We start from the raw sequence: 18,852 nt of genomic DNA, 5'->3' as shown, positions 1-18,852 counted from the left end.
TCATGTTAGGCATCGGCTGCCGGCGCAACGGGCGACAAGCGCCATTCGCCGCGCTCCGTGAGCGACAGGCTGAAGCCGGCCGCCGTCGGCAGCGTCTCCTCGTAATCGAGACGAACATGCGCGCCGCGCGATTCCCGCCGTTCGATCGCGGCCAGCACGATCGCTTCGCCGACCTGGAGCATATTCGCGGCTTCCAGCTTCTCGACCAGCGGCAAGGCGAATTTGCCCGGCTTGGCGAGCGCGATCGCATCCAGCTCCGCGCGAAGCGCCCGAACCTCGGCCAAGGCGGCCGTCAAGCTTTCCTCCGTCCGCAGCGGTCCCGCGCCCTTCCACATGACCGCTTGCAGCTTCCGCTTGAACGCCTGCAGCGAAGCCGTATCGCGGTCCGCGTCCGCAGGATGCCAGAAGGCTTCCAGGCGCGGCAATTCAGCTTCGAGCGAGCGCATCACGATAGGCGCGTTGTCCTGCGCGGACCCGCGGCCATCCGGATGCTTCCGCTCCCGAGCCGCCGTTTCGCCGGCAATGCGGCCGGTCACGAGCGCCTCGGTGATCGCATTCCCCGAGAGCCGGTTGGCGCCGTGCATGCCATAGATCAGCTCGCCGGCGGCCAACAGCCCGGGAACTCGGGAACGCATTCCTTCGTCCACGCGCACGCCGCCCAGCATGAAATGCGCCATCGGCGCCACTTCCACCATGTCCCGGGTCAGATCGACCCCTTGATTGCGCAAGATCTCGATGACCGGACCGAATGCTTCCTTCAGCTTGTCTTCCGGCACCATGCGGAAATCCAGATAGGCTCCGCCGTGCGGCGTGCCGCGGCCCGCCTCGACTTCCCGGAAGATCGCCAGCGTCGTCTGATCGCGCGCCGCGGTATACTTGCCCGCGACTTCGCCGTTGTACCGGTGCATGAATTCCTCTTCTTCGCCGTTCAGCAGCCGTCCGCCGAGCTTGTAGCGGAACGGATCCCACATGATCGGGTCAATGCCGACGAGCGGCGGATACAGATGCGCGATCGGAAAGAACTGCACCATCTCCATGTCCCGCAGCTCCGCGCCCGCCTCTGCCGCCAGCACGTAACCGTCACCGGTCATATTCGTCGAAGCGCTGTTGCGCTCGTAAACTTCCGTCAATCCGCCGGTCGCGAGAATGACCGAGTCCGCGGCGATGCCGACGGGCCGAAGCTCCTCCATATCGAAGCCGACGGCGCCGACCGCCCGGCCGTCGTCGACCACGATCTTCGTGATCATGACATTCTTCAGCCGCCGGATGCGCTCGTCCTTCCAGATGGCCCGTTTTAGCCCGTTGACCGTCGCGCCGCCCGTGTTCAATATGTCCACGTAGACGCAGCGGGCGCGGGAATGCCCCGGCGCGAACGCTTGCGAGCGTTTGCCGTCCGCGGTTCTGGCCCACTTCACCCCGTACCCCTCCGCTTCGAGGATCACCTCGGGTCCGCGATCGACGATCGCGCGCACGATGCGCGGATCGGCCAGTCCGCGGCTGCCCTTCATGGTGTCCTCAAAATGAACGTCGGGGCTGTCTTCCTCCGCCTCGCCCAGCGCGACCGCAACGGTCATTTGGGCGAGAATCGTCGCACCTCCGCGGCCGATCAGGCTTTTGTCCGACAAGATGACGTCGGCCCCTTCGTCCGCCGCTGCCCTTGCAGCCATCATGCCCGCCGCGCCGGCTCCGATAATCAGCACATCGGTTTGCAGTTGTATCGCATTCGCTGTCATTATCGCCACTCCTTCCGCCCGCTTAGTTCGACGACGCCGGCTTCGCGCCGATCGGCTGCACGGCAAGGCCGGCTTCGCTCAGCGAGCTTCGGATCTTCCCGGCAAACTCGACGGCGCGCACGCCGTCGCCATGCACGCAGATCGTGTCGGCCAGGATGTCGATGTCCGTCTGCTGCTGGGTGCGCACCTTGCCCTCGGCAACCATGCGAATCACTTGCGCGAGCGCCCGGTCGTCGTCCGTGATCACGGAGTCGGGCAGGCGCCTCGACGTGAGCGAACCGTCGGCTTGGTACGTCCGATCGGAAAACACTTCGCTTGCCGTACGCAGCCCGACCCGTTTGCCTGCCGTGATCAGCTCGCTGCCGGCAAGGCCGAACAGCACGAGCGACGGATCGACGCGGTATACCGCCTCGGCGATCGCCTTGGCCAGCCGTTCGCTGCGCACCGCCATGTTGTACAAGGCGCCGTGCGCCTTCACGTGCTGCAGCGCGCCTCCTTCGGCACGGACGAAGCCCCATAACGCGCCGATCTGGTAGACGACCAGATCGTAGGCCTCTTCGGGGCTGATGTCCATATCCCTGCGGCCGAAGCCGATCAGATCCTGCAGGCCCGGATGCGCGCCGATCGCGACTCCGTTGTCCAAGGCCAACTTGACCGTGCGGCGCATCGTCGCGGGATCGCCGGCATGGAAACCGCAGGCGATGTTGGCCGACGTGACATGCTTGAGAATTTCCTCGTCCCGCCCCAGCGCGTACGCGCCGAAGCTTTCACCCAAATCGCAGTTCAAATCCACCGTTTTCATGTTGATCTACCTCCCGTTGCGTATTGTGCGCGTCTAATTCGCCATCCAGCCCTCGCTTCGATGCCAAGCGGCGCAGCCGCGCCTCGCGGCCCCGAAGGCCGCCAGACGATGCTGCGCCGCATGCGACGCTTAAGAATCCAGCCACTTCCCGCGTTCTTCCGCGCCCGGCTCGCGCAGCTCCCGCAGGTCGGCCAGCTCGATGAATTCCCGCGGCACGACGGCGCGTTTCGGGAAGACGACCGGCGGAGCCGGCTTGGTGGCGTCGACGATCGCGGCGCTGGACATCCGCGGCGTATTTTTGCCTTCCGCGTTGTACTCCCAGTTCGTCGGCAGCAGGCCGCCGGGGCCGTTCCATTTCGGAATGACGAGCAGGTCCCGTTCCGCATCGAAGCGCGTCCCGATCGCCCAAGCTACTTCTTCGCCGTTGAACACGTCGATGTCGTCGTCGACGATCACGATGTGCCGCAGATTCTCCTGTTCGGTGTTAAGCGCGGCGAACGCCGCTTTCTTCACGTCGGCTTCGCGCTCCTTATGCAGCGAGATGTAGCAGTGCATCCGGGCGTAGAACGGCACGTGCACGGTCTTCAAGCTCGGAACGACCTCTTTGACCGTCTGATAGATGCTGCCGGAGCGCGGAACGCCGCCGACCACGAGATGCTCCCTGCTGGAAGCCACGATATCCTGAAAAATCGCATGATTGCGGTAGGTAATGCGCGTGATGCGAATCTTCGGCACCGAGCCGCCGCCCAGATAGTGGCCCGGCCATTCGCCGAACGGCCCTTCCACATGATCCTCGTCGGGAAGAATCACGCCTTCCAGGATCATCTCCGCATGCGCGGGGACGAGCAGATCCGAGGTTTCCGCCTGCACCAGCTCCAGCGCCTCGCCCATCAGCGCGCCTGCAGCCTCGTATTCGCCGCCTATGCCTTGAACCCGGGATACCGAACCCATGACGAAGCCGGGATGATGGCCGAGCGCGATGGCGATCGGCGCGGGCTTGCCCATCTTCTTGTACTTCTTGTAGATCAGGCCGCCATGATGGGCGCCGAGAAACCAGACGCCCATATCGGTCGCGTTGAAGATCTGATGGCGGTAGATGCCCGCGTTGATCAGACCGGAATCGGGATCGCGGATGATCATCACGCCGGCGGACAAGTACGGACCGCCGTCCATCTCGTTGTGAACCGGAATCGGCAGTTTGCCGAGATCGACATCCTGCTCGGATACGACGTTCTCCTTCACCTTCGCCTGCGAGCGTTCGACGACGACCGGGGCGATCGGCTTCTTGAGCTTCTCCCCGTACACGCGCGGGATGTCCGAAACCTCGCAGCCCAGATAGAGGGCGATGCGCTCGTATTCCGTCAGCAGATTGGAGACGCAGGCAAAATCCGAACCTTTTACCGAATTGAAGATGAGCGCCGGATAATCCCCTTTCTCCGCCAAGGCCGCGGCATACGCCGTGATCCCGAACCGCGGATCGACCTCCTTGTCCACCAGCCGCACGCTGCGCGGGTTAAGCTCCGTCAGTTGACGGAGATACGTTCTCAAATCCTGGGCCATGCTGTCAACTCCTGTTCATCAGTTATGGAAGCAAAGTCAAATCGTCTGCATTAGGGCAGATAAGTCAAATCGACCGCGTCGGCGAAAGGAATTTCTTTCTTGAGGATGCCTTGATCCAATTGCGTCTTCTGCACGAACGCGGCGCCGTCTTCGGTGACCTTCAACCCTTCGGGCACCTTGACCAGCTGATTGCCGACGGCCGTTTTCATCACGTCCGGCGGGATTTTATCGAAGATTTTCTGCATCGCCGCGACGGCGCCTGCCGGATCCTGCTGGGCGCGTCCGTTGATTTCGCCGCTCACCTTGAGGAACAGCTTCATCAGGTCCGGGTTCTTCGCTACCCAATCCGTCTTGGCCATGATGACGATGCCCGCGAAGTCAAACGGCGGATCGTACAGCACCCGGTAGTCCCCGGTCGCGAGCATCTGCGAAATCGTCGGCTCCGACACCATGCCGCCCGCGGCCTGGCCGCCTTCGATCGCGGCAAGCATCGTCGCGCCGCTGCCGCCGTTGATGAGACGAACGTCTTTCTCCGGATCGAGTCCTTCTTCCTTCAGTCCTTCGCGCAGGCCGGTATCGGAGAGACTGCCGACCTTGGTTACCGCCAGCGTCTTGCCTTTCAGATCCTTCAGCGACTGATACGGCGCGTCTTTCTTGACGATCAGCGCATAGCCGACGCCGTTGAAGATTTCTCCGTATGCCTTGACGCCGAGCCCGTTCTGCTGCTGTCTCAGCACATGCTCGTAGGAACCGAGCACGACGTCCAAGCTGCCGCCTACCAGCGCTTGCACCATATCCGCGCCGGCGGTGAAGTCTTTCTCTTCGATCTTGATGCCGGCTTTCTCGTAAGAGCCGTCGCTGATGCCGATCTGGGCGACCATCGGCGTCATGCCGCCGCCTACCAGGCCGAGGCGAATGGAGCCGCCGGCCGGGGTTTGCGGATCGGATTGCGCGTTCCCGGCATTCGTTTCGCCGTTCGCGGCGTTCGTTCCGGTATTTTCACTCGTCTCCGACGACGAATTGCCGCAGGCGGCAAGCACGGTAAACATGAACATGAGTAGCAGGTACACAACTGGTTTGGTCTTTTTCATTGGATTGTCCTCCTCAGGATCTTCCCTTTGGGAATAGTCGTTGTATATCAGGCTGCTCCCGTTGTCGGGTTGGAGCGAGATCCTTGTCTTGGTCTTAACGGTACCGGAGCAGCCAGCGCTCAAGCAGCAGCACGAGCTGTTCCAGGGCGACGGCGATCACCATGATCAGCACCAGCCCGGTAAAGATCCCCGTCGTGTCCAGCATGTTGGACGAATACGAGATATAATAGCCGAGGCCCCGATTGGAGCCGACGAGCTCCGCGATGACCGAACCGATCAGCGCCATGCCGATATTGAGCCGCACGCTGGTCAGGATCCAGACCGTGATCGACGGCAGCACCACCCAGCGGAGCTTGTGCGTCCACTTGGCTTTGTAGGTGTCCATCATGTCCATCAAGTCTTTGTCGATATTGCGGATGCCCTCGAAAGCATTGTAGAACGCGACGAAGATGACCATCGCCACGACCATCATGATTTTGGAGGACTGACCGATGCCGAACCATACGATGAAGAGCGGCGCAAGCGATACGCGAGGCAGGCTGTAAAGCGCCATCATGTACGGGTAAATCCACTTTTCGAAGATCCCGCTGAATGCGAGCGCGATGCCGAGCAGCGTTCCTCCGATCATCCCGATCGCCAGTCCGCCGATCGCTTCCTGGAGCGTTGCGCTCATATGGAACCACAGATCCCCGTCACCCAGCATTTCCCCGATGCGTCCGGCGATCAGCGAAGGCTTGCTGAGCCAGAAGGCATTGAAGGCTCTGCCGGACAGAAGCTCCCAGAGACCGACCAGCAGGACGAATACGACGATTCTCCCCGTCCAGACGGACTTGTTGGAATATCTGCGTTCACGGAACGACGAAGCGCGGGCCGCGCCGTTTTTCGATTTTGCCGCCATCAGCTGACCCCTCCCGCATGCTCGTCCGACATTTGCGCCCATATTTCCTTCTGCAGCTCCTTGAACATCGGATCGAACCGGATGTCGTAGAACGGTCGGGGCCGGGCCAGCCGGACATCGAACTCGGCCTTGATGCGGCCCGGCCGGGCCGACATGACGATCACCCGGTCGGACAACGCGATCGCCTCCTCGATATCGTGCGTGATGAACAGCACGCTTTTGCCGACGGCATCCCACATCTGCAGGAACTCCTCGCCGATCTTGACGCGCGTCTGCGCATCCAGCGGGCCGAACGGCTCGTCCATCAAGTAGATGTCGGGGTCGTAGGCGAAGGTCCGCGCGAGCGCGACCCGCTTGCGCATCCCCCCGGACAGCTGCTTGGGATAGAATCCCGCGAAACCGTCGAGACCGACCATCTTCAGCAGGCGGTCGACCTCCTGCTCCTGCGCCTTGTCCGGCAAACCTTTGATCGCAAGCGGCAGCCGAACGTTCTGGGCGACCGTCTTCCAAGGGAGCAAAGCGTCGTTCTGGAACACCATGCCTACCTGATCCGGAACGCCGTTCACCGGCTCGCCGTCGATGTACGCCGCTCCTGCCGCCGGCTGCAGCAAGCCGGCCACGACTTTCAGCAGCGTCGACTTCCCGCATCCGCTCGGCCCGACGACCGATACGAACTCCCCGTCCTTGACGTCCAAATTCACCCCTTCGAGGGCGACGGTCCTGCGACCCTTCGATTGATATGCCACCGCCAAATCCTGGATGGAGAGCTTCGGCTGCTTGTCATTCGCCATGCGCGATCACCTTCCCGTTCCTGTTAGTCTGTAGTTGTTCCAGTCCGCTGCGCAAAGCCCGGATCCCCTTCTCCCGGTTCAAATACTGCTCCTGCGCTTCTTCCAGGGAGACGGCGCGGAATCGCACCTGCCCGCCGAGATGGGTCTGGGCGAGCAGCGGCAAATCCGCCGAGATAACCTGCGCGAGCTTGGGATAGCCCCCGGTCGTCTGCCGATCCGCCATCAGCACGATCGGCTGGCCGTCGGGGGGAACCTGAACGGTGCCGAACGTGACCGCCGCCGAGATCAATTCCCGCCGCGCCTTCAACCGCAGCGCGCCGCCGGCCAGACGATAGCCCATGCGATCGGACTCGGTGCGCACCGTAAATGCTTCGCCGAAGAACCGGAGCCGACTGTCTTCGTCGAACAGCTCCAACTCCTGTCCGGCGACGGCCCGCAGCGTCGGACTCGCGGAGTAAGCCGGCAGCAGGCCAGACGCGACGGACCAGCCGCTGACCGCGGCATCCGCCGATCCTTGCGCGCCGCGAGCGAGCAGCTCCGCAAGCCTGCGGCTGCCGGACGAGGGAACGCCTGTCGCGAGGCGATCTCCCGCCTGCAGGGCGCGCCCTTCGTGGCCGCCGATGCCCGCCCGCAAGTAAGTGGAGCGGCTGTCCATCCGCGGGGAAACGTCCAGTCCGCCGGCTACCGCCAAGTAGGCGCGGCAGCCGGACTTGATCGGTCCGAACCGCAGCCGGCTTCCTTCCGGGGCGAAAACGGTCCGCCACGGCGGCACCTCCCGACCGTCCAACGTCGGGGACAGATCGCCGCCGCATATGGAGATCAGCGTCGCGTCCGAGAAATAAATTTCGGGACCGATCATCGTGATCTCCAGCCCGGCCTCATGCTCCTCGTTGCCGACGAGCAGATTAGCCGCGCGCAGCGCGAATGCATCCATCGCGCCGCTGACGATCACGCCGTACTTCTGCACGCCGTATCTCCCCAAATCCTGAACCGTCGTCAGCAGTCCCGGCTTGACAATAACCAAGCTCATCGCGATTCCACCCCCCGGCTGTCGTATTCCTCGCGGGTAATGGGTCGGAACCGCACGATATCGCCCGCTCTCAGCAGCGTCGGCGGCATGGCGGAGGGCAGGAACAACGGCTCCGGCGACTTCCCGATCAACTGCCAGCCGCCGGGCGTAACGATCGGATAGACGCCCGTCTGATCGCCCGCGATGCCGACCGTGCCGGCGGGGATGGCCAAGCGCGGCGTCTGCCTGCGCGGGGTGGCAATGCGTTCCGACAATCCCCCTAGATAAGCGAATCCGGGCGCAAAGCCCAGCATATAGACGAGATAATCGGCCGAGGCGTGAATCTCGATGACTTCCTGCTCGGTGAGCCCGTGATGCGCGGCGACCTCCGGCAAGTCGGGACCCAGTTCCCCGCCGTAGCAGACGGGAATTTCCACGATTCTCGCCTGCGTCTTCGAGGAATCCTCCAGCTTGGCGAGAATCTCCGTTAGCAAGCGAACGGCGAGGCCGCCGGGATCGCTTTTCTTCGCGGACGGATCTTCATGCCCGGCATGCGCGAGGAGCAGCGCGTACGGCTCGTAATACACGGCGACCGACAAGAACGACGGCACGTATTCGATCATGCCGGCGAACGGATGCCGCTCCAGATATTCCGCGAGCTGCCTCACCCGGTCATGCGTCCGCGGACCGATCGTTTCGCCGAATTGCACGACGATCGCCGCATCGCCGAGCGACAAGAACTTCGCCTCGAAGGCGCCGTATTGTTCATACTTTCCATTCAAACTGCCCACGTTTATCAGCGCCTTGTTGTATTTAATCCCGAAATTCGGTACAATAATCCCGAAATTCAAACCCAATATATACGATAATTATAGTCGGGATTACGCAAAAATCAAGAGAAAATAAAAAAATTGTCGCCATTCGGAAATCGCGCTGCGCATATTCAAACGCTCTCGACAATGAAGTATACTGGTTGAGGACGTCCGGCCATCATGCGGACGTCGATACGGGGAGCGGAAACCGGGGGAACGCACTTGCAAAACAAAAACAAAACCGTCATTCGATCCATGGATCTCTTGAATCTCTTCCTTGCCCATACGAAGCTCAGCATGAACGATATGATCCGCCTGTCGGGCATTCCCAAATCCTCCGTTCACCGCATGATCGGCTCGCTTACGGACATGGAATTGCTGCGCAAGGACCAGGACGGCCTGTATTCGCTCGGCCTGCTGTTTCTTCAATTCGGAAATCTCGTCGCCGAACGGCTCGATATCCGGCATGTCGCCGCGCCGGACATGCAGCGGCTCCGGGACGACATCGGCGAGGCCGTGCACTTGGCCGTGCGCGACGGCGACTCTTCCATGTATGTCGAGAAGCTCGACACCGACCATCCCGTCCGGCTGTACACCAAGATCGGACGGCGGGCGCCCCTCTATGCCGGCGCGTCGTCGCGGATCCTGCTCGCTTTCATGCCGAAGGACGAACAAGATGGCTACCTGGACGAGATCGAGCCGGAACCGATCGGCATCGGGACCATCGTCAGCAAGACGCTGCTGCGCGAAGCGCTCGCCCAATCCCGGGCATCGGGATACAGCTTCAGCAGGTCCGAGCTCGAGAACTACACGGCGGAATTGAGCGCTCCCGTCTTCGATCATACCGGGACGATGGTCGCCGGACTCAGCATTGCCGGGCCCGAAGGAAGGTTCGGGGAAGATTGCCTGCCCCGCCTGATCGGCAAGGTCAAGCAATCGGCTTACGACATCTCGTTGAAGCTCGGATACGCGGGACCGCCGCCGCTCCATGACTTGCCGCAAGCCTAATCGCAAACCCAAACAAAAAAAAGAGCCTTTCGGCTCTTTTTCGCTTCCGTCCCTATCTCTTATTCGATCGTCCAGCGGAAGAAACATGGGATGCACTGCATAACGAACGCAAGCTACGCTTGCTATTCGTACGTCTTCTTGTAGCCCAGCATCCCGGCGACCGGAGCGAGCGCGGTGAACACGGCTTTTTGAACCGCCCATGGCGGATTTACCGTGCGAATTTCGTTTTGGTAGTTCAGCATCGGGCGCGACATCCGAAGCAGGCTGGGCAGTCCGTTCTTGTTGAGCATGCCGTTTCTGGCGAACGCGAAATAGCATTTGAAGAAGCCGTCGATCTCGAGCGCCGGATAAAACCGCTGAATCGTGTGCGCTTCCTCGGCGCTTTCATTCCAGAAATAATGCGGTACCCCGGCAGGAACCTCCAGGCTGTCGCCGGGCTTTAAAATATGGGTCTTGCCATCCATATGAAAATGGATGATGCCGGAAATCACTTCGCAGGAGCTTTTTTGTTTGGGATGCACATGCTCGGGCTCTCTTTCCTGCGACGGCGGGTTAAAGCTTTCGATCTCCGCCATCGTTCCGTTCGTGTCCTTCCCGGTTTTGCGGAAGATCATGCGCTGCCCGCTGCGGGGATTCGTGATATCGTTTCCTGAATTTGCCACAAACATCCTCCTTGTACCAGGGAAGAGATTCCAGAATTCCTCCTGTAGCTTTTATACTACTGGCACGAAGCGCGGAATGTCTACCGCCGTCAATGTCGAATAAGGTTAATTATTCGTGACGACCGCGCGGTTCGACAGATTGCCCGTTGCTGCGCACAACACGGCTAAATAAAGGCAATAAAAAAAGTCCCTTGGGACGCGATACCCAGGGACTTCGATTCGAATTCGCGCGCGGACATAACATAGGACGCCTTATTCGGCCGGGCTGACGACAGCGCGGCCCTTCCTTACCGGTAAACGGGCGCGCCCATGGGGGCCGATCGCGCCCCGCCGTCCACGGTTATCTCCGCTCCCTGCACGAACGAGGACTCGTCGGATGCCAGGAACAACGCCACATAGGCGACTTCCTCCGGATCCCCCATGCGGTTTAGCGGTATCGTGCGCGCTTGCCCGGCTTCCAGCTTCGCGGATTCCTCGGGCGTCGATTTCTTCCAGATCGGCGTGCGGGTCGCTCCCGGCACTACCGTGTTGACGCGGATGCCCCGCGGCGATAATTCCGTTACGAGCACCCTTGCCATGCTGCTGATGGCTCCTTTGCTCGCTGCGTACGCGGATCTAGCCGGCGCGCCGTCCGTCGCGCGCGTGGAGCCGGTCAAGATAATCGAAGCCCCTTCCTTCAGATGAGGAAGCGAGGCTTGCACCGTGAAGAACACCCCGGTTACGTTGATCCGCAACACTTCCTCGAATACCGACAGCTCCGTGCCGCCCAGCGGCGTAGGCGACGAAATGCCCGCATTAGCGTAGACGATGTCCAGCCTGCCGAAGGCGGCGACCGTCTCCGACACCGCCTTCTCCATGCTTGCCGGATCGGCTGCGTCGGCCTGTACCGCCGCCGCGTTCGCGCCAAGCTCCGCTGCCGCCTCGTGCAACGTCGTTTGATTGCGGCCCGTGATCACGACCTTCGCGCCTTCCGCGACGAACAGCCTCGCGGCCGTCAAGCCGATTCCGCTGCTGCCCCCCGTAATCAACGCGACTTTCCCATCCAGTTTTCCCATTGTCCCGCTCCTTTGCGCATGATCGATCCCTTCGCGGGCGACGATAGCTCTTCCTATTCTACAGCCACTATGATGACTTCAATCTGCCGGAAATATACATCTCCCCACGGGAGCCGGCTTCCGGCGCTGCATATAATCCGCCGCGCGAAGGATAATATAGGAAAATCAAAGGGAGCTGTCCGATCTTGATCACTTCACGGAATCCCGTCGTTTATCCCCGGGAAACGATCAGCGCCGAATTGGACGAGAACGAGGCGATGCTGCGGCAGCTGTTCGCGGATTGTTACGATATCGTTTTTCAGCGGGTCGAGCTGTCCGAAGCATGCGCGATCCTCATGGTCTACGTCGACGGCTTGGTCGACAAGAGCGTCTTCCAATCGTCGCTCTTTCAATCGTGGGTCTTGGAGAAAACCAGTCCCGGCGCCAGGCAAACGGTCGACTTCCCGCTCTTGAAGGAGCATTTCGCCGTCGTTCGTCCGATTCGGACCGAAAACAGCCTGCAAGAAATCACGGAATCGGTCCTTGGCGCCGATCTGGCCGTCTTCGTCCAAGGCGAGACCGAAGCGCTCCTATTGGAAACCTGCGGTTGGGAGCATCGGACCGTCGAAGAACCGGCCAGCGAAGTGTCGATTCGCGGACCCCGGGAAAGCTTTACCGAAACGCTTCAAACCAACACGAGCCTCGTACGCCGAAGAATCCAAACGCCGCACCTGAAGTTTTATTCCGTCGTGCTCGGCAAGCATTCCAAGACGAACGTCATTATTGCCTACATCGAAGGGCAAGCGCGCGCGGACCTGGTCGAGCTTGTCAAGCAGCGGGTGACCGACGCGAGCATGGAGCTCGTGCTGGAATCCGGCTATATCGAAGAGTTCATCGAAGACAAGACATACAGCCCGTTTCCGCAAATCATGAATACCGAGCGTCCGGATATCGTGGCAGCCAATCTGATGGAAGGGAGAGTCGCGATCTTGACCGACGGCACGCCTCAAGCCCTGGTCGTTCCGATCACGTTCTGGTCGGCTTTCCAGGCCGTCGAAGATTACTACGAACGGTTTCTGTATGCCACGTTGATCAGGTGGACCCGGTTTATTCTGTTCACCGCTTCTTTATACCTGCCTTCGCTTTATGTCGCGGTCACGACGTTTCATCCGCAGCTCCTGCCGACGAATTTTTTGCTGAACATCACCTCCGCGCGCGAAGGCGTTCCGTTCCCGGGCGTCATCGAAGCGTTGTTGATGGAATTCCTGTTCGAAGGCTTGCGCGAAGCCGGCGTGCGCCTGCCCAAAGCCGTCGGATCCGCCGTCAGCATCGTCGGCGCCCTCGTGATCGGCGAAGCCGCGGTCAAGGCGGGAATCGTATCCTCGCCGATGGTCATCATCGTCTCGATCACCGGGATCGCGTCCTTCGCCATCCCCCGGTACAACATGAGCATTCCGTTCCGCATCCTTCGGTTTCCTCTGCTTATCGTATCCGGGGCGCTCGGCTTGTTCGGCATCGCCATGGGAACGCTGATTATCCTGATCCACATGGCCAGATTGGAGTCGTTCGGGGTGCCCTTCCTATCCCCGATCGCGCCGTTCCAACCGGGCCAGATCAAGGACGTGCTCATCCGCGCCCCCAGGCGGGACAAGGAATCGCGCAAGGTTATCCTGAACGGAAAGCCGGCACGGAGGTAATATGCGGCGCATACGATTCGGCCTGTTGACGTCCGTCCTTCTCCTGCTCCCGCTGACCGGGTGCTGGGACCGCCGCGAATTGAACGACCGCTTGTTCGAGCTCGGTTCGGGCGTCGACCGGCTCGAGGACGGCTCCATCCAGGTGGTCGGGCAATTCATGATTCCGGCGAAATCCGGGGAAGGCGGCGGCGATCAACGTTCCTATTTAGTCGAGACGGGATCCGGCAAAACGGTGTCCGACTGCCTCCTGGACATGCAGCTCAAGCTGTCCCGGCGAATCACCCGCGGCCATCGCAACAACATCTATTTCGGCGAAGCCATGGCCAAGACGGGGATCGCCGACGTGCTGGACTCGGTGACCCGGGATCCCGACAGCCGGCTCAAATCGGACATTTGGATCGTGAAGGGCGGAACCGCGCTCGACTTCATGCAGGTCTCCTACCCGCTCGAGAATATGCCCGCGATCGCGCTTTCCAAAATCCGCCATATCATCGGCAAGACGACGGGCAACTCGCTGCTGGAGGTATTGATCGAGGAAAACGTCGCGGGAAGCGGTCCTACGCTCCCCGCCGTGGAGGTCGTGTACGACGAGAAGCTCCGCAAAAAAACGCTGCAAATCTACGGTCGGGCGATATTGAACCGCGACCAGCGATTGGCCGGGTATTACGATCGGATGGAATCCGCCTATCGGCTATGGATTACGGGCGAAACGGATCGCATGCCGCTCACGGCGAAAGCGAGTCGCGGACAGGGCATCTTCCATACGGAGACGACCCGGCTGCATGCCAAGATTCGCACGACGGTCAACTCCGGACGGGTCGAAATCGACGTCGACCTGAAAGGCAGCGGCGTTATCCTGGAAAGCCAGCCGGCCGTCGATCTTCGGGATCCCCGAGTTCTGCGCGGTTTCGAGGACGAGTTGAACCGCCATGTCGAGCAGGAGCAAACCGCCGTCATCCGGAAAGCGCAAAAGGAGTTCAAGGTCGACGTGTTTCATTTCGGTCAAACCGTCGAACGACAGCATCCCGACGAGTGGACGCGGTTGGAACCGCATTGGTCGCAAGCTTTTTCGGACGCGAAGGTTTCCGTTCATTCGCACGTGAAGATCAAGCGGATCGGACTTCAAGGACCGCCTCCCAATAAACGGTAAGGAGCTCGAGATGAAGCTGACGAACTATCAATTGTTTTGGTTGTTGTTCTCCATGGAGACCGGCATGTCGATCATGCTCGTGATCGCCCCGACGTTCCGGGCCGCGCATCAAGGCTCGCCGCTGGCCACCCTCCTGGCCGGGTTCGCCGCCCTGCTCGTTACCTATGTCGCCATCAAGCTCAGCCTGCTCTATCCGAACGACACGTTCGTCGAATACGTTCCGAAAATCATCGGCAACTGGCTGGGCAAAGCGATCGTCTTCGCCTACCTGCTGCTGTGGACGGCAGTGGCCGGCATCGTCCTGCGCGAGTATGCCGACTTCGTGCACTTGGCCCTGTTCGACAAGACGCCGATATGGGTCATCCTCGCATTCATGCTGCTCGTCATTGTCTACGGCGTGCAGGGCGGCATCCAGATCGTCGGGCGCTGCAGCGAGGTCATCGGCCCCATCATCGTCTTCAACATCATTTTGTTCCGCATCTTTTCGCTGAAAGATCTCCATGCGCACCGCCTGTTTCCGCTCATGCCGGCCGGGGGCTTGATGCCTGTGCTGTCGGGAAGCGCGCCCGCGGCTTCCTTCATGAGCGAGTCGGCCATGGTCGTGATGCTGATCGCCTTCATCGGCAATAAACGGAAGGCCGTGGCCACCGGCTTGTGGGCGGTGGGACTCGCGGCGGTCGTGCTGTTGAACGTCGTCATGGATGCGCTCATGATGCTGGGCAACACCGTTCCGTCCAAGCTGCTCTATCCCGTATATTCACTCAGCCAGTACATCTCCGTCATGGAATTCGTGCAAAACCTGGATATCTTTCTCGTCGTCGGCATGAGCTTCACCGTCTTCGTCAAATTAGGCCTCTACCTGTTCATGACGAGCTACGGGACGGCCCAACTGTTCCATATCCGGGCATGGAACCGCGTGCTGCCGATCGTCGCCTGTCTCGTCTTCGCCGTGGCCGTGTTCCCGCGGAACGTCGACGAGTCCCAAGTGATCTTCCCCGCCTTCTGGAAAAACGTCGCCTATCCGATATTCCTGTTCGGCATCCCGGTACTGCTGTGGATGATCGGGAGCGCCCGGAAAGGGATGAAACGCTCCCGGCTGCCGGAAGCTCCTTGAGCGGCCCGACCATCCCCGTTCTGCTTGCCCATAGAAATATCAGATGCCGTACGTCTTGCCCATCAGCAGCAGCACCTGATTCTCGCCGGTCCGTTTCAGCACGTAATAGCCGGCTTCGGATGCCGTCGCGACGCCGTTAGCGTCCGGCTGGCACAATCCCCCGGCCGCGCAGCTGCCGTCGTCCCGCACGAGCAGCTTGCCGAGCATGCCGACCGCCACCCATTCAGGCCGCTGCATGCGGGGCACGTAAGGGAGCGCCGGATCCCAGGCCGGATTCAAGACCGGCTGCCTTTCCGTGCGCGCGGGCACGAGAATCGCGCCGTCCAAGCCGATCACATCCGGCATTTGCACGTCGCGGTACAACGTCGCGCCCCACGCGTCGGTCGCGTATTTGTCCTGCCATCTCAGTTCTCCGCTGTCCGACAGGAACGCCGGCTTCCCGCTCGTAATACCGGCGATGAACCGGTCTCCGGGACGCGCGATACGGACCTTGTCCGCTTCGAGCGTCACGAAATACCCCGGCGGAATCGGATTGCCGTCCGCGGTCTCGAACATCTCCGCATAGTCGGCCGCCGGACTGCTGACCGTTCCGTCGATTTTCACGTTGCCGTTGCTTAATATTTTCGCGGCCAAGCCCGGGGCATCCACGCTCGTTCCGTTCGCGAGATACCAGGAATAGGCCAGCTCGTTCGCCGTCCCGAATTGACCCATGACATGCGCGCCATCCAGATTGTTCGTCGACGTGTTCCAGCCTTCCGCATGGCCGACGAAGCTGTTCGCGGCCGTACTCACGCCCTGCGCATGGGAAGCGAAGCCGCTCGCCGCCGTGATCGCGCCTTCGGCGTGGGAAGCCTGTCCGCCCGCCGTCGTCTGGCTTCCCTCCGCGTGCGAGACGTCGCCGCCGGCGGTAGCCAGCTGCCCTTCCGCATGCGCGAATATGCCGCCGGCCACGGTCAGGTTGCCTTCGGCATGCGAGGCTCGGCCGCTCGCCGTCGTGGACTCGCCCTCGGCATGGGCGCCTTGGTTGGAAGCGAGCGTCTCCAAGCCTTCCGCATGCGAATCCAGCCCGGTCGCCTGCGTAAGCTCCCCCTCCGCATGGGCGTTGAGGCCCTGGGCGACGGTGATCAACCCCTCCGCGTGCGATTGATCGCCGATGGCTCGCGTTTCCCGGCCTTCGGCATGCGCGTAGAGCCCCGCAGCGATTGAAGCCCCGCCTTCGGCGTGGGATGCTGGCCCGAGAGCCTGGGCCAGATAGCCCTCGGCATGCGCGGAGATATTCGCCAGCGTAGCGAAACCTTCCGCATGGGCGTTGTCTCCTTGCGCCCGCGTCTCCTGCCCTTCCGCATGCGCATAGAGCGCGCTAGCGATCGATCCTCCGCCTTCGGCATGGGCAGCCGGCGCGTTGCTCTGCGTCAAGTAACCCTCCGCATGTGCCGCGACGGCGCTCGCGCTCGTATTCAAACCTTCCGCGTGCGAAGAATCTCCGCCCGCGACCGTGTTGGTGCCTTCGGCTTCGGAGCATGTCCCTATAGCTTGTGCGTTGCAAACCATACGATCCCCTCCTTGCAAACTGAATGAACCGTCATCCGGCGGCCATCATTCCACTATATGAAAACCGAGGTTTTCACGTTTGCGCGGATACCTACCCGGCATGGAAACGGCCAGTCCGATCGCGGCCGCTCGCCCTAAGCTGCCGATAGGGGCCAAGCAACTCCCGGAAACCGTCCGAACAAAAAAGGAGCCGCCTCCCGGCAAGCTCCTCGCTGACGATTCCGTCAATTTTTTTTTCCCGTTAATTTTCTTTCGCGAGCGCTTCCCGAACCCGCGGCGCGACTTCCGTGCCCATTAAATAAATCGCCCGCATCACATCCTCGTGCGGCATGGTGCCGACCGGCAGATGCAGGAAAAACCGCGAAAAGCCCAATTGCTTGCTCATGAAAACGATTTTGTCGGCAACCGTTTGGGGATCGCCTACGTACAGCGCGCCTTCCAGGCCGCGCGAGGCATCGAATTGCGCACGGGTGTATTGGCCCCAGCGGCGTTCTTGGCCGAAATAATTGAACGATGCCTGCGTGGGAGCGAAATACTTCTCGACCGCAAGCGACGTGCTGTCCGCTACGAACCCGAGCGAGTGCGTCGCTACCCGCAGCTTCGATACGTCATGTCCGGCACGCGCGGCGGCCTTCTTGTAATGCTGCACGACCGGGGCGAATTGCAAGGGGCTCCCTCCGATGATCGCCAATACGAACGGCAAGCCGAGCACGCCTGCGCGCGCTGCCGATTCCGCATTCCCTCCGCTGCCGATCCACACGGGAAACGGGTTCTGAACCGGGCGCGGATAAACGCCGAGATTCGTGAACGCCGGCCGGTGCCCGCCCTTCCAGGTTACCTTCTCCGAGTCCCTTAATTTGAGAAACAGCTCCAGTTTCTCCTCGAACAGTTCCTCGTAATCGTCCAAATCGAATCCAAATAACGGGAACGCGTCAACCATCGACCCCCGGCCCACGATAATTTCGGCGCGTCCGTTCGAGATGCCGTCGAGCGTGGCGAACTGTTGAAACACGCGCACCGGATCCGCGGCGGAGAGCACGGTAACCGAACTGGTCAGGCGAATCTTTTGCGTCTTGGACGCCGCTGCCGCCAGCACGACGGCAGTCGCGGAATCCGCGAATTCTTTGCGATGATGCTCGCCGATCCCGTAAATGTCCAGCCCGACCTGGTCCGCAAGGACGATCTCTTCCACGACCTCGCGCAATCGTTCCGCATGGCTGATCGTTTTGCCCGTATGCACGTCGGGCGTCGTTTCGATGAATGTATCTACGCCGATTTCCATTTTCATATCCCCTTAGCTTCGAAGTGTAAGTAAAATCCGTCTGTTAGAAAGAAGCCGACCCTGAATCATGGCCATCGCCTGCGCGATCTTTGACGCCATATCCGATTTTCTTCAGCACGCGAATCAGCTCGAGCTTCTCCTCGTCCGTCGCGAAGGACAGATTGTCGGTGATCGTCCGCGCATGCTTGGGAAAGATATCGCCGAAGTAGCGATTGCCTTCCGCTGTCAAGGCGACGTTCGTTTTGCGTCGATCGCCCGGAATGGGGAGCCGTTCGACGAAGCCCTTCTTCTCCAGCTTGTCGATCACGTACGTGATGCTCCCGCTCGGAATCGAGAAGGTATCGCTGATTTTCTGGATGGGATGCGGACCTTTATGATAAAGAAACTCCAGGATCTGGAACGTTTCCGTGCTGAGCCCATAATTATCGATATCGCGCTCCAGGCTTCCGAAAAACTCGCTGGTCATTTTGCGCAATACGCGCGTCAGCCTCAAATCGATTTCCGTGCCCTCGGCACCGCGTTCCGTCATATGACACCCACCTTTATCCTTGAAATTTGCGAGGCTTGTCCAAGCACCGGATGCCTCGAACCGAATTGCTATGTCAATGAAATGTTCATAAGGGTAGCTCCTGTCTGCTCTGTCATTATATATCCTAAA

17 protein-coding genes are annotated in these 18,852 nt (G+C 60.8%); 4 read left to right on the top strand and 13 right to left on the bottom strand.

Annotated features, from left to right (window positions below; translation table 11 throughout):
- Positions 1-5 precede the first annotated feature (5 nt).
- From AC50YL_RS19415 to pxpB, 8 genes are all read right to left on the bottom strand, one after another.
- Positions 6-1,733 carry an FAD-binding protein gene (locus AC50YL_RS19415; RefSeq protein WP_494834024.1) on the bottom strand — a complete coding sequence of 576 codons (1,728 nt, stop codon included), beginning with the start codon at positions 1,731-1,733 and terminating at the stop codon, positions 6-8.
- A 22-nt stretch (positions 1,734-1,755) separates the two neighbouring features.
- The gene (locus AC50YL_RS19410) at positions 1,756-2,535 is read right to left on the bottom strand and encodes a LamB/YcsF family protein (protein ID WP_494834022.1); all 780 of its coding nucleotides are present in this window, start codon (positions 2,533-2,535) and stop codon (positions 1,756-1,758) included.
- A gap of 129 nt (positions 2,536-2,664) precedes the next feature.
- On the bottom strand, positions 2,665-4,095 hold the full coding sequence (locus tag AC50YL_RS19405) for a UbiD family decarboxylase (protein ID WP_494834020.1): 1,431 nt from the start codon (positions 4,093-4,095) through the stop codon (positions 2,665-2,667).
- 50 nt (positions 4,096-4,145) lie between these two features.
- On the bottom strand, positions 4,146-5,186 hold the full coding sequence (locus AC50YL_RS19400) for an ABC transporter substrate-binding protein (RefSeq protein ID WP_494834018.1): 1,041 nt from the start codon (positions 5,184-5,186) through the stop codon (positions 4,146-4,148).
- Between the two features lie 94 nt (positions 5,187-5,280).
- Positions 5,281-6,084: an ABC transporter permease gene (locus AC50YL_RS19395; protein WP_494834016.1), complete on the bottom strand. Its 804-nt coding sequence runs from the start codon at positions 6,082-6,084 to the stop codon at positions 5,281-5,283.
- On the bottom strand, positions 6,084-6,875 hold the full coding sequence (locus AC50YL_RS19390; protein WP_494834014.1) for an ABC transporter ATP-binding protein: 792 nt from the start codon (positions 6,873-6,875) through the stop codon (positions 6,084-6,086). The genes AC50YL_RS19395 and AC50YL_RS19390 overlap by 1 nt, the downstream gene beginning before the upstream one ends.
- Positions 6,865-7,905: a 5-oxoprolinase subunit C family protein gene (locus tag AC50YL_RS19385; protein WP_494834012.1), complete on the bottom strand. Its 1,041-nt coding sequence runs from the start codon at positions 7,903-7,905 to the stop codon at positions 6,865-6,867. Before AC50YL_RS19385 ends, AC50YL_RS19390 begins: the two co-directional genes overlap by 11 nt.
- Entirely contained in the window at positions 7,902-8,675 is a 774-nt protein-coding gene (pxpB, locus tag AC50YL_RS19380) for a 5-oxoprolinase subunit PxpB (RefSeq protein ID WP_494834011.1), read from the bottom strand. Before pxpB ends, AC50YL_RS19385 begins: the two co-directional genes overlap by 4 nt.
- Before the next feature lie 243 nt (positions 8,676-8,918).
- Here pxpB and AC50YL_RS19375 point away from each other — a divergent pair, with 243 nt between their 5' ends.
- Positions 8,919-9,704, top strand: coding sequence for an IclR family transcriptional regulator (locus AC50YL_RS19375; RefSeq protein ID WP_494834451.1), 786 nt, complete (start codon positions 8,919-8,921; stop codon positions 9,702-9,704).
- 122 nt (positions 9,705-9,826) lie between these two features.
- Here AC50YL_RS19375 and AC50YL_RS19370 read toward each other — a convergent pair whose 3' ends face one another.
- A complete protein-coding gene (locus AC50YL_RS19370) occupies positions 9,827-10,366 on the bottom strand; it encodes a cupin domain-containing protein (RefSeq protein WP_494834010.1) in 540 nt (179 codons plus the stop codon).
- A gap of 287 nt (positions 10,367-10,653) precedes the next feature.
- Positions 10,654-11,421, bottom strand: coding sequence for an SDR family NAD(P)-dependent oxidoreductase (locus AC50YL_RS19365; RefSeq protein WP_494834008.1), 768 nt, complete (start codon positions 11,419-11,421; stop codon positions 10,654-10,656).
- Positions 11,422-11,606: 185 nt separating this feature from the next.
- Between AC50YL_RS19365 and AC50YL_RS19360 the strand changes: the two genes are divergently transcribed.
- Genes AC50YL_RS19360 through AC50YL_RS19350 form a run of 3 tightly spaced genes read left to right on the top strand, consistent with a single transcriptional unit; the run spans position 11,607 to position 15,361 of the window.
- A complete protein-coding gene (locus tag AC50YL_RS19360; protein WP_494834007.1) occupies positions 11,607-13,097 on the top strand; it encodes a spore germination protein in 1,491 nt (496 codons plus the stop codon).
- 1 nt (position 13,098) lies between these two features.
- Complete coding sequence (locus AC50YL_RS19355) at positions 13,099-14,247, top strand: Ger(x)C family spore germination protein (protein WP_494834006.1); 1,149 nt, start codon at positions 13,099-13,101, stop codon at positions 14,245-14,247.
- Between the two features lie 10 nt (positions 14,248-14,257).
- Positions 14,258-15,361, top strand: coding sequence for a GerAB/ArcD/ProY family transporter (locus tag AC50YL_RS19350; RefSeq protein WP_494834005.1), 1,104 nt, complete (start codon positions 14,258-14,260; stop codon positions 15,359-15,361).
- 39 nt (positions 15,362-15,400) lie between these two features.
- Here the strand turns inward: AC50YL_RS19350 and AC50YL_RS19345 are convergent, their stop codons facing one another.
- The 3 genes from AC50YL_RS19345 to AC50YL_RS19335 all read right to left on the bottom strand — a co-directional run bounded on the left by AC50YL_RS19345 (position 15,401) and on the right by AC50YL_RS19335 (position 18,723).
- Positions 15,401-16,912, bottom strand: a complete 1,512-nt coding sequence (locus tag AC50YL_RS19345; protein WP_494834003.1) for a peptidase G2 autoproteolytic cleavage domain-containing protein — start codon at positions 16,910-16,912, stop codon at positions 15,401-15,403.
- A 241-nt stretch (positions 16,913-17,153) separates the two neighbouring features.
- Positions 17,154-18,194 carry an Atu2307/SP_0267 family LLM class monooxygenase gene (locus AC50YL_RS19340; protein WP_494834001.1) on the bottom strand — a complete coding sequence of 347 codons (1,041 nt, stop codon included), beginning with the start codon at positions 18,192-18,194 and terminating at the stop codon, positions 17,154-17,156.
- 43 nt (positions 18,195-18,237) lie between these two features.
- Positions 18,238-18,723: a MarR family winged helix-turn-helix transcriptional regulator gene (locus AC50YL_RS19335; RefSeq protein ID WP_494833999.1), complete on the bottom strand. Its 486-nt coding sequence runs from the start codon at positions 18,721-18,723 to the stop codon at positions 18,238-18,240.
- Positions 18,724-18,852 lie beyond the last annotated feature (129 nt).

The organism is Paenibacillus sp. J22P277 (assembly GCF_059383675.1).
This window is presented reverse-complemented; position numbering and strand designations above follow the sequence as displayed.

Bases quoted from the DNA above. Each gene is read 5' to 3' on its own strand.
- AC50YL_RS19415 (WP_494834024.1), bottom strand. From the start codon at position 1,733: ATGACAGCGAATGCGATACAACTGCAAACCGATGTGCTGATTATCGGA.
- AC50YL_RS19410 (WP_494834022.1), bottom strand. From the start codon at position 2,535: ATGAAAACGGTGGATTTGAACTGCGATTTGGGTGAAAGCTTCGGCGCG.
- AC50YL_RS19405 (WP_494834020.1), bottom strand. From the start codon at position 4,095: ATGGCCCAGGATTTGAGAACGTATCTCCGTCAACTGACGGAGCTTAAC.
- AC50YL_RS19400 (WP_494834018.1), bottom strand. From the start codon at position 5,186: ATGAAAAAGACCAAACCAGTTGTGTACCTGCTACTCATGTTCATGTTT.
- AC50YL_RS19395 (WP_494834016.1), bottom strand. From the start codon at position 6,084: ATGGCGGCAAAATCGAAAAACGGCGCGGCCCGCGCTTCGTCGTTCCGT.
- AC50YL_RS19390 (WP_494834014.1), bottom strand. From the start codon at position 6,875: ATGGCGAATGACAAGCAGCCGAAGCTCTCCATCCAGGATTTGGCGGTG.
- AC50YL_RS19385 (WP_494834012.1), bottom strand. From the start codon at position 7,905: ATGAGCTTGGTTATTGTCAAGCCGGGACTGCTGACGACGGTTCAGGAT.
- AC50YL_RS19365 (WP_494834008.1), bottom strand. From the start codon at position 11,421: ATGGGAAAACTGGATGGGAAAGTCGCGTTGATTACGGGGGGCAGCAGC.
- AC50YL_RS19355 (WP_494834006.1), top strand. From the start codon at position 13,099: ATGCGGCGCATACGATTCGGCCTGTTGACGTCCGTCCTTCTCCTGCTC.
- AC50YL_RS19350 (WP_494834005.1), top strand. From the start codon at position 14,258: ATGAAGCTGACGAACTATCAATTGTTTTGGTTGTTGTTCTCCATGGAG.
- AC50YL_RS19345 (WP_494834003.1), bottom strand. From the start codon at position 16,912: ATGGTTTGCAACGCACAAGCTATAGGGACATGCTCCGAAGCCGAAGGC.
- AC50YL_RS19340 (WP_494834001.1), bottom strand. From the start codon at position 18,194: ATGGAAATCGGCGTAGATACATTCATCGAAACGACGCCCGACGTGCAT.
- AC50YL_RS19335 (WP_494833999.1), bottom strand. From the start codon at position 18,723: ATGACGGAACGCGGTGCCGAGGGCACGGAAATCGATTTGAGGCTGACG.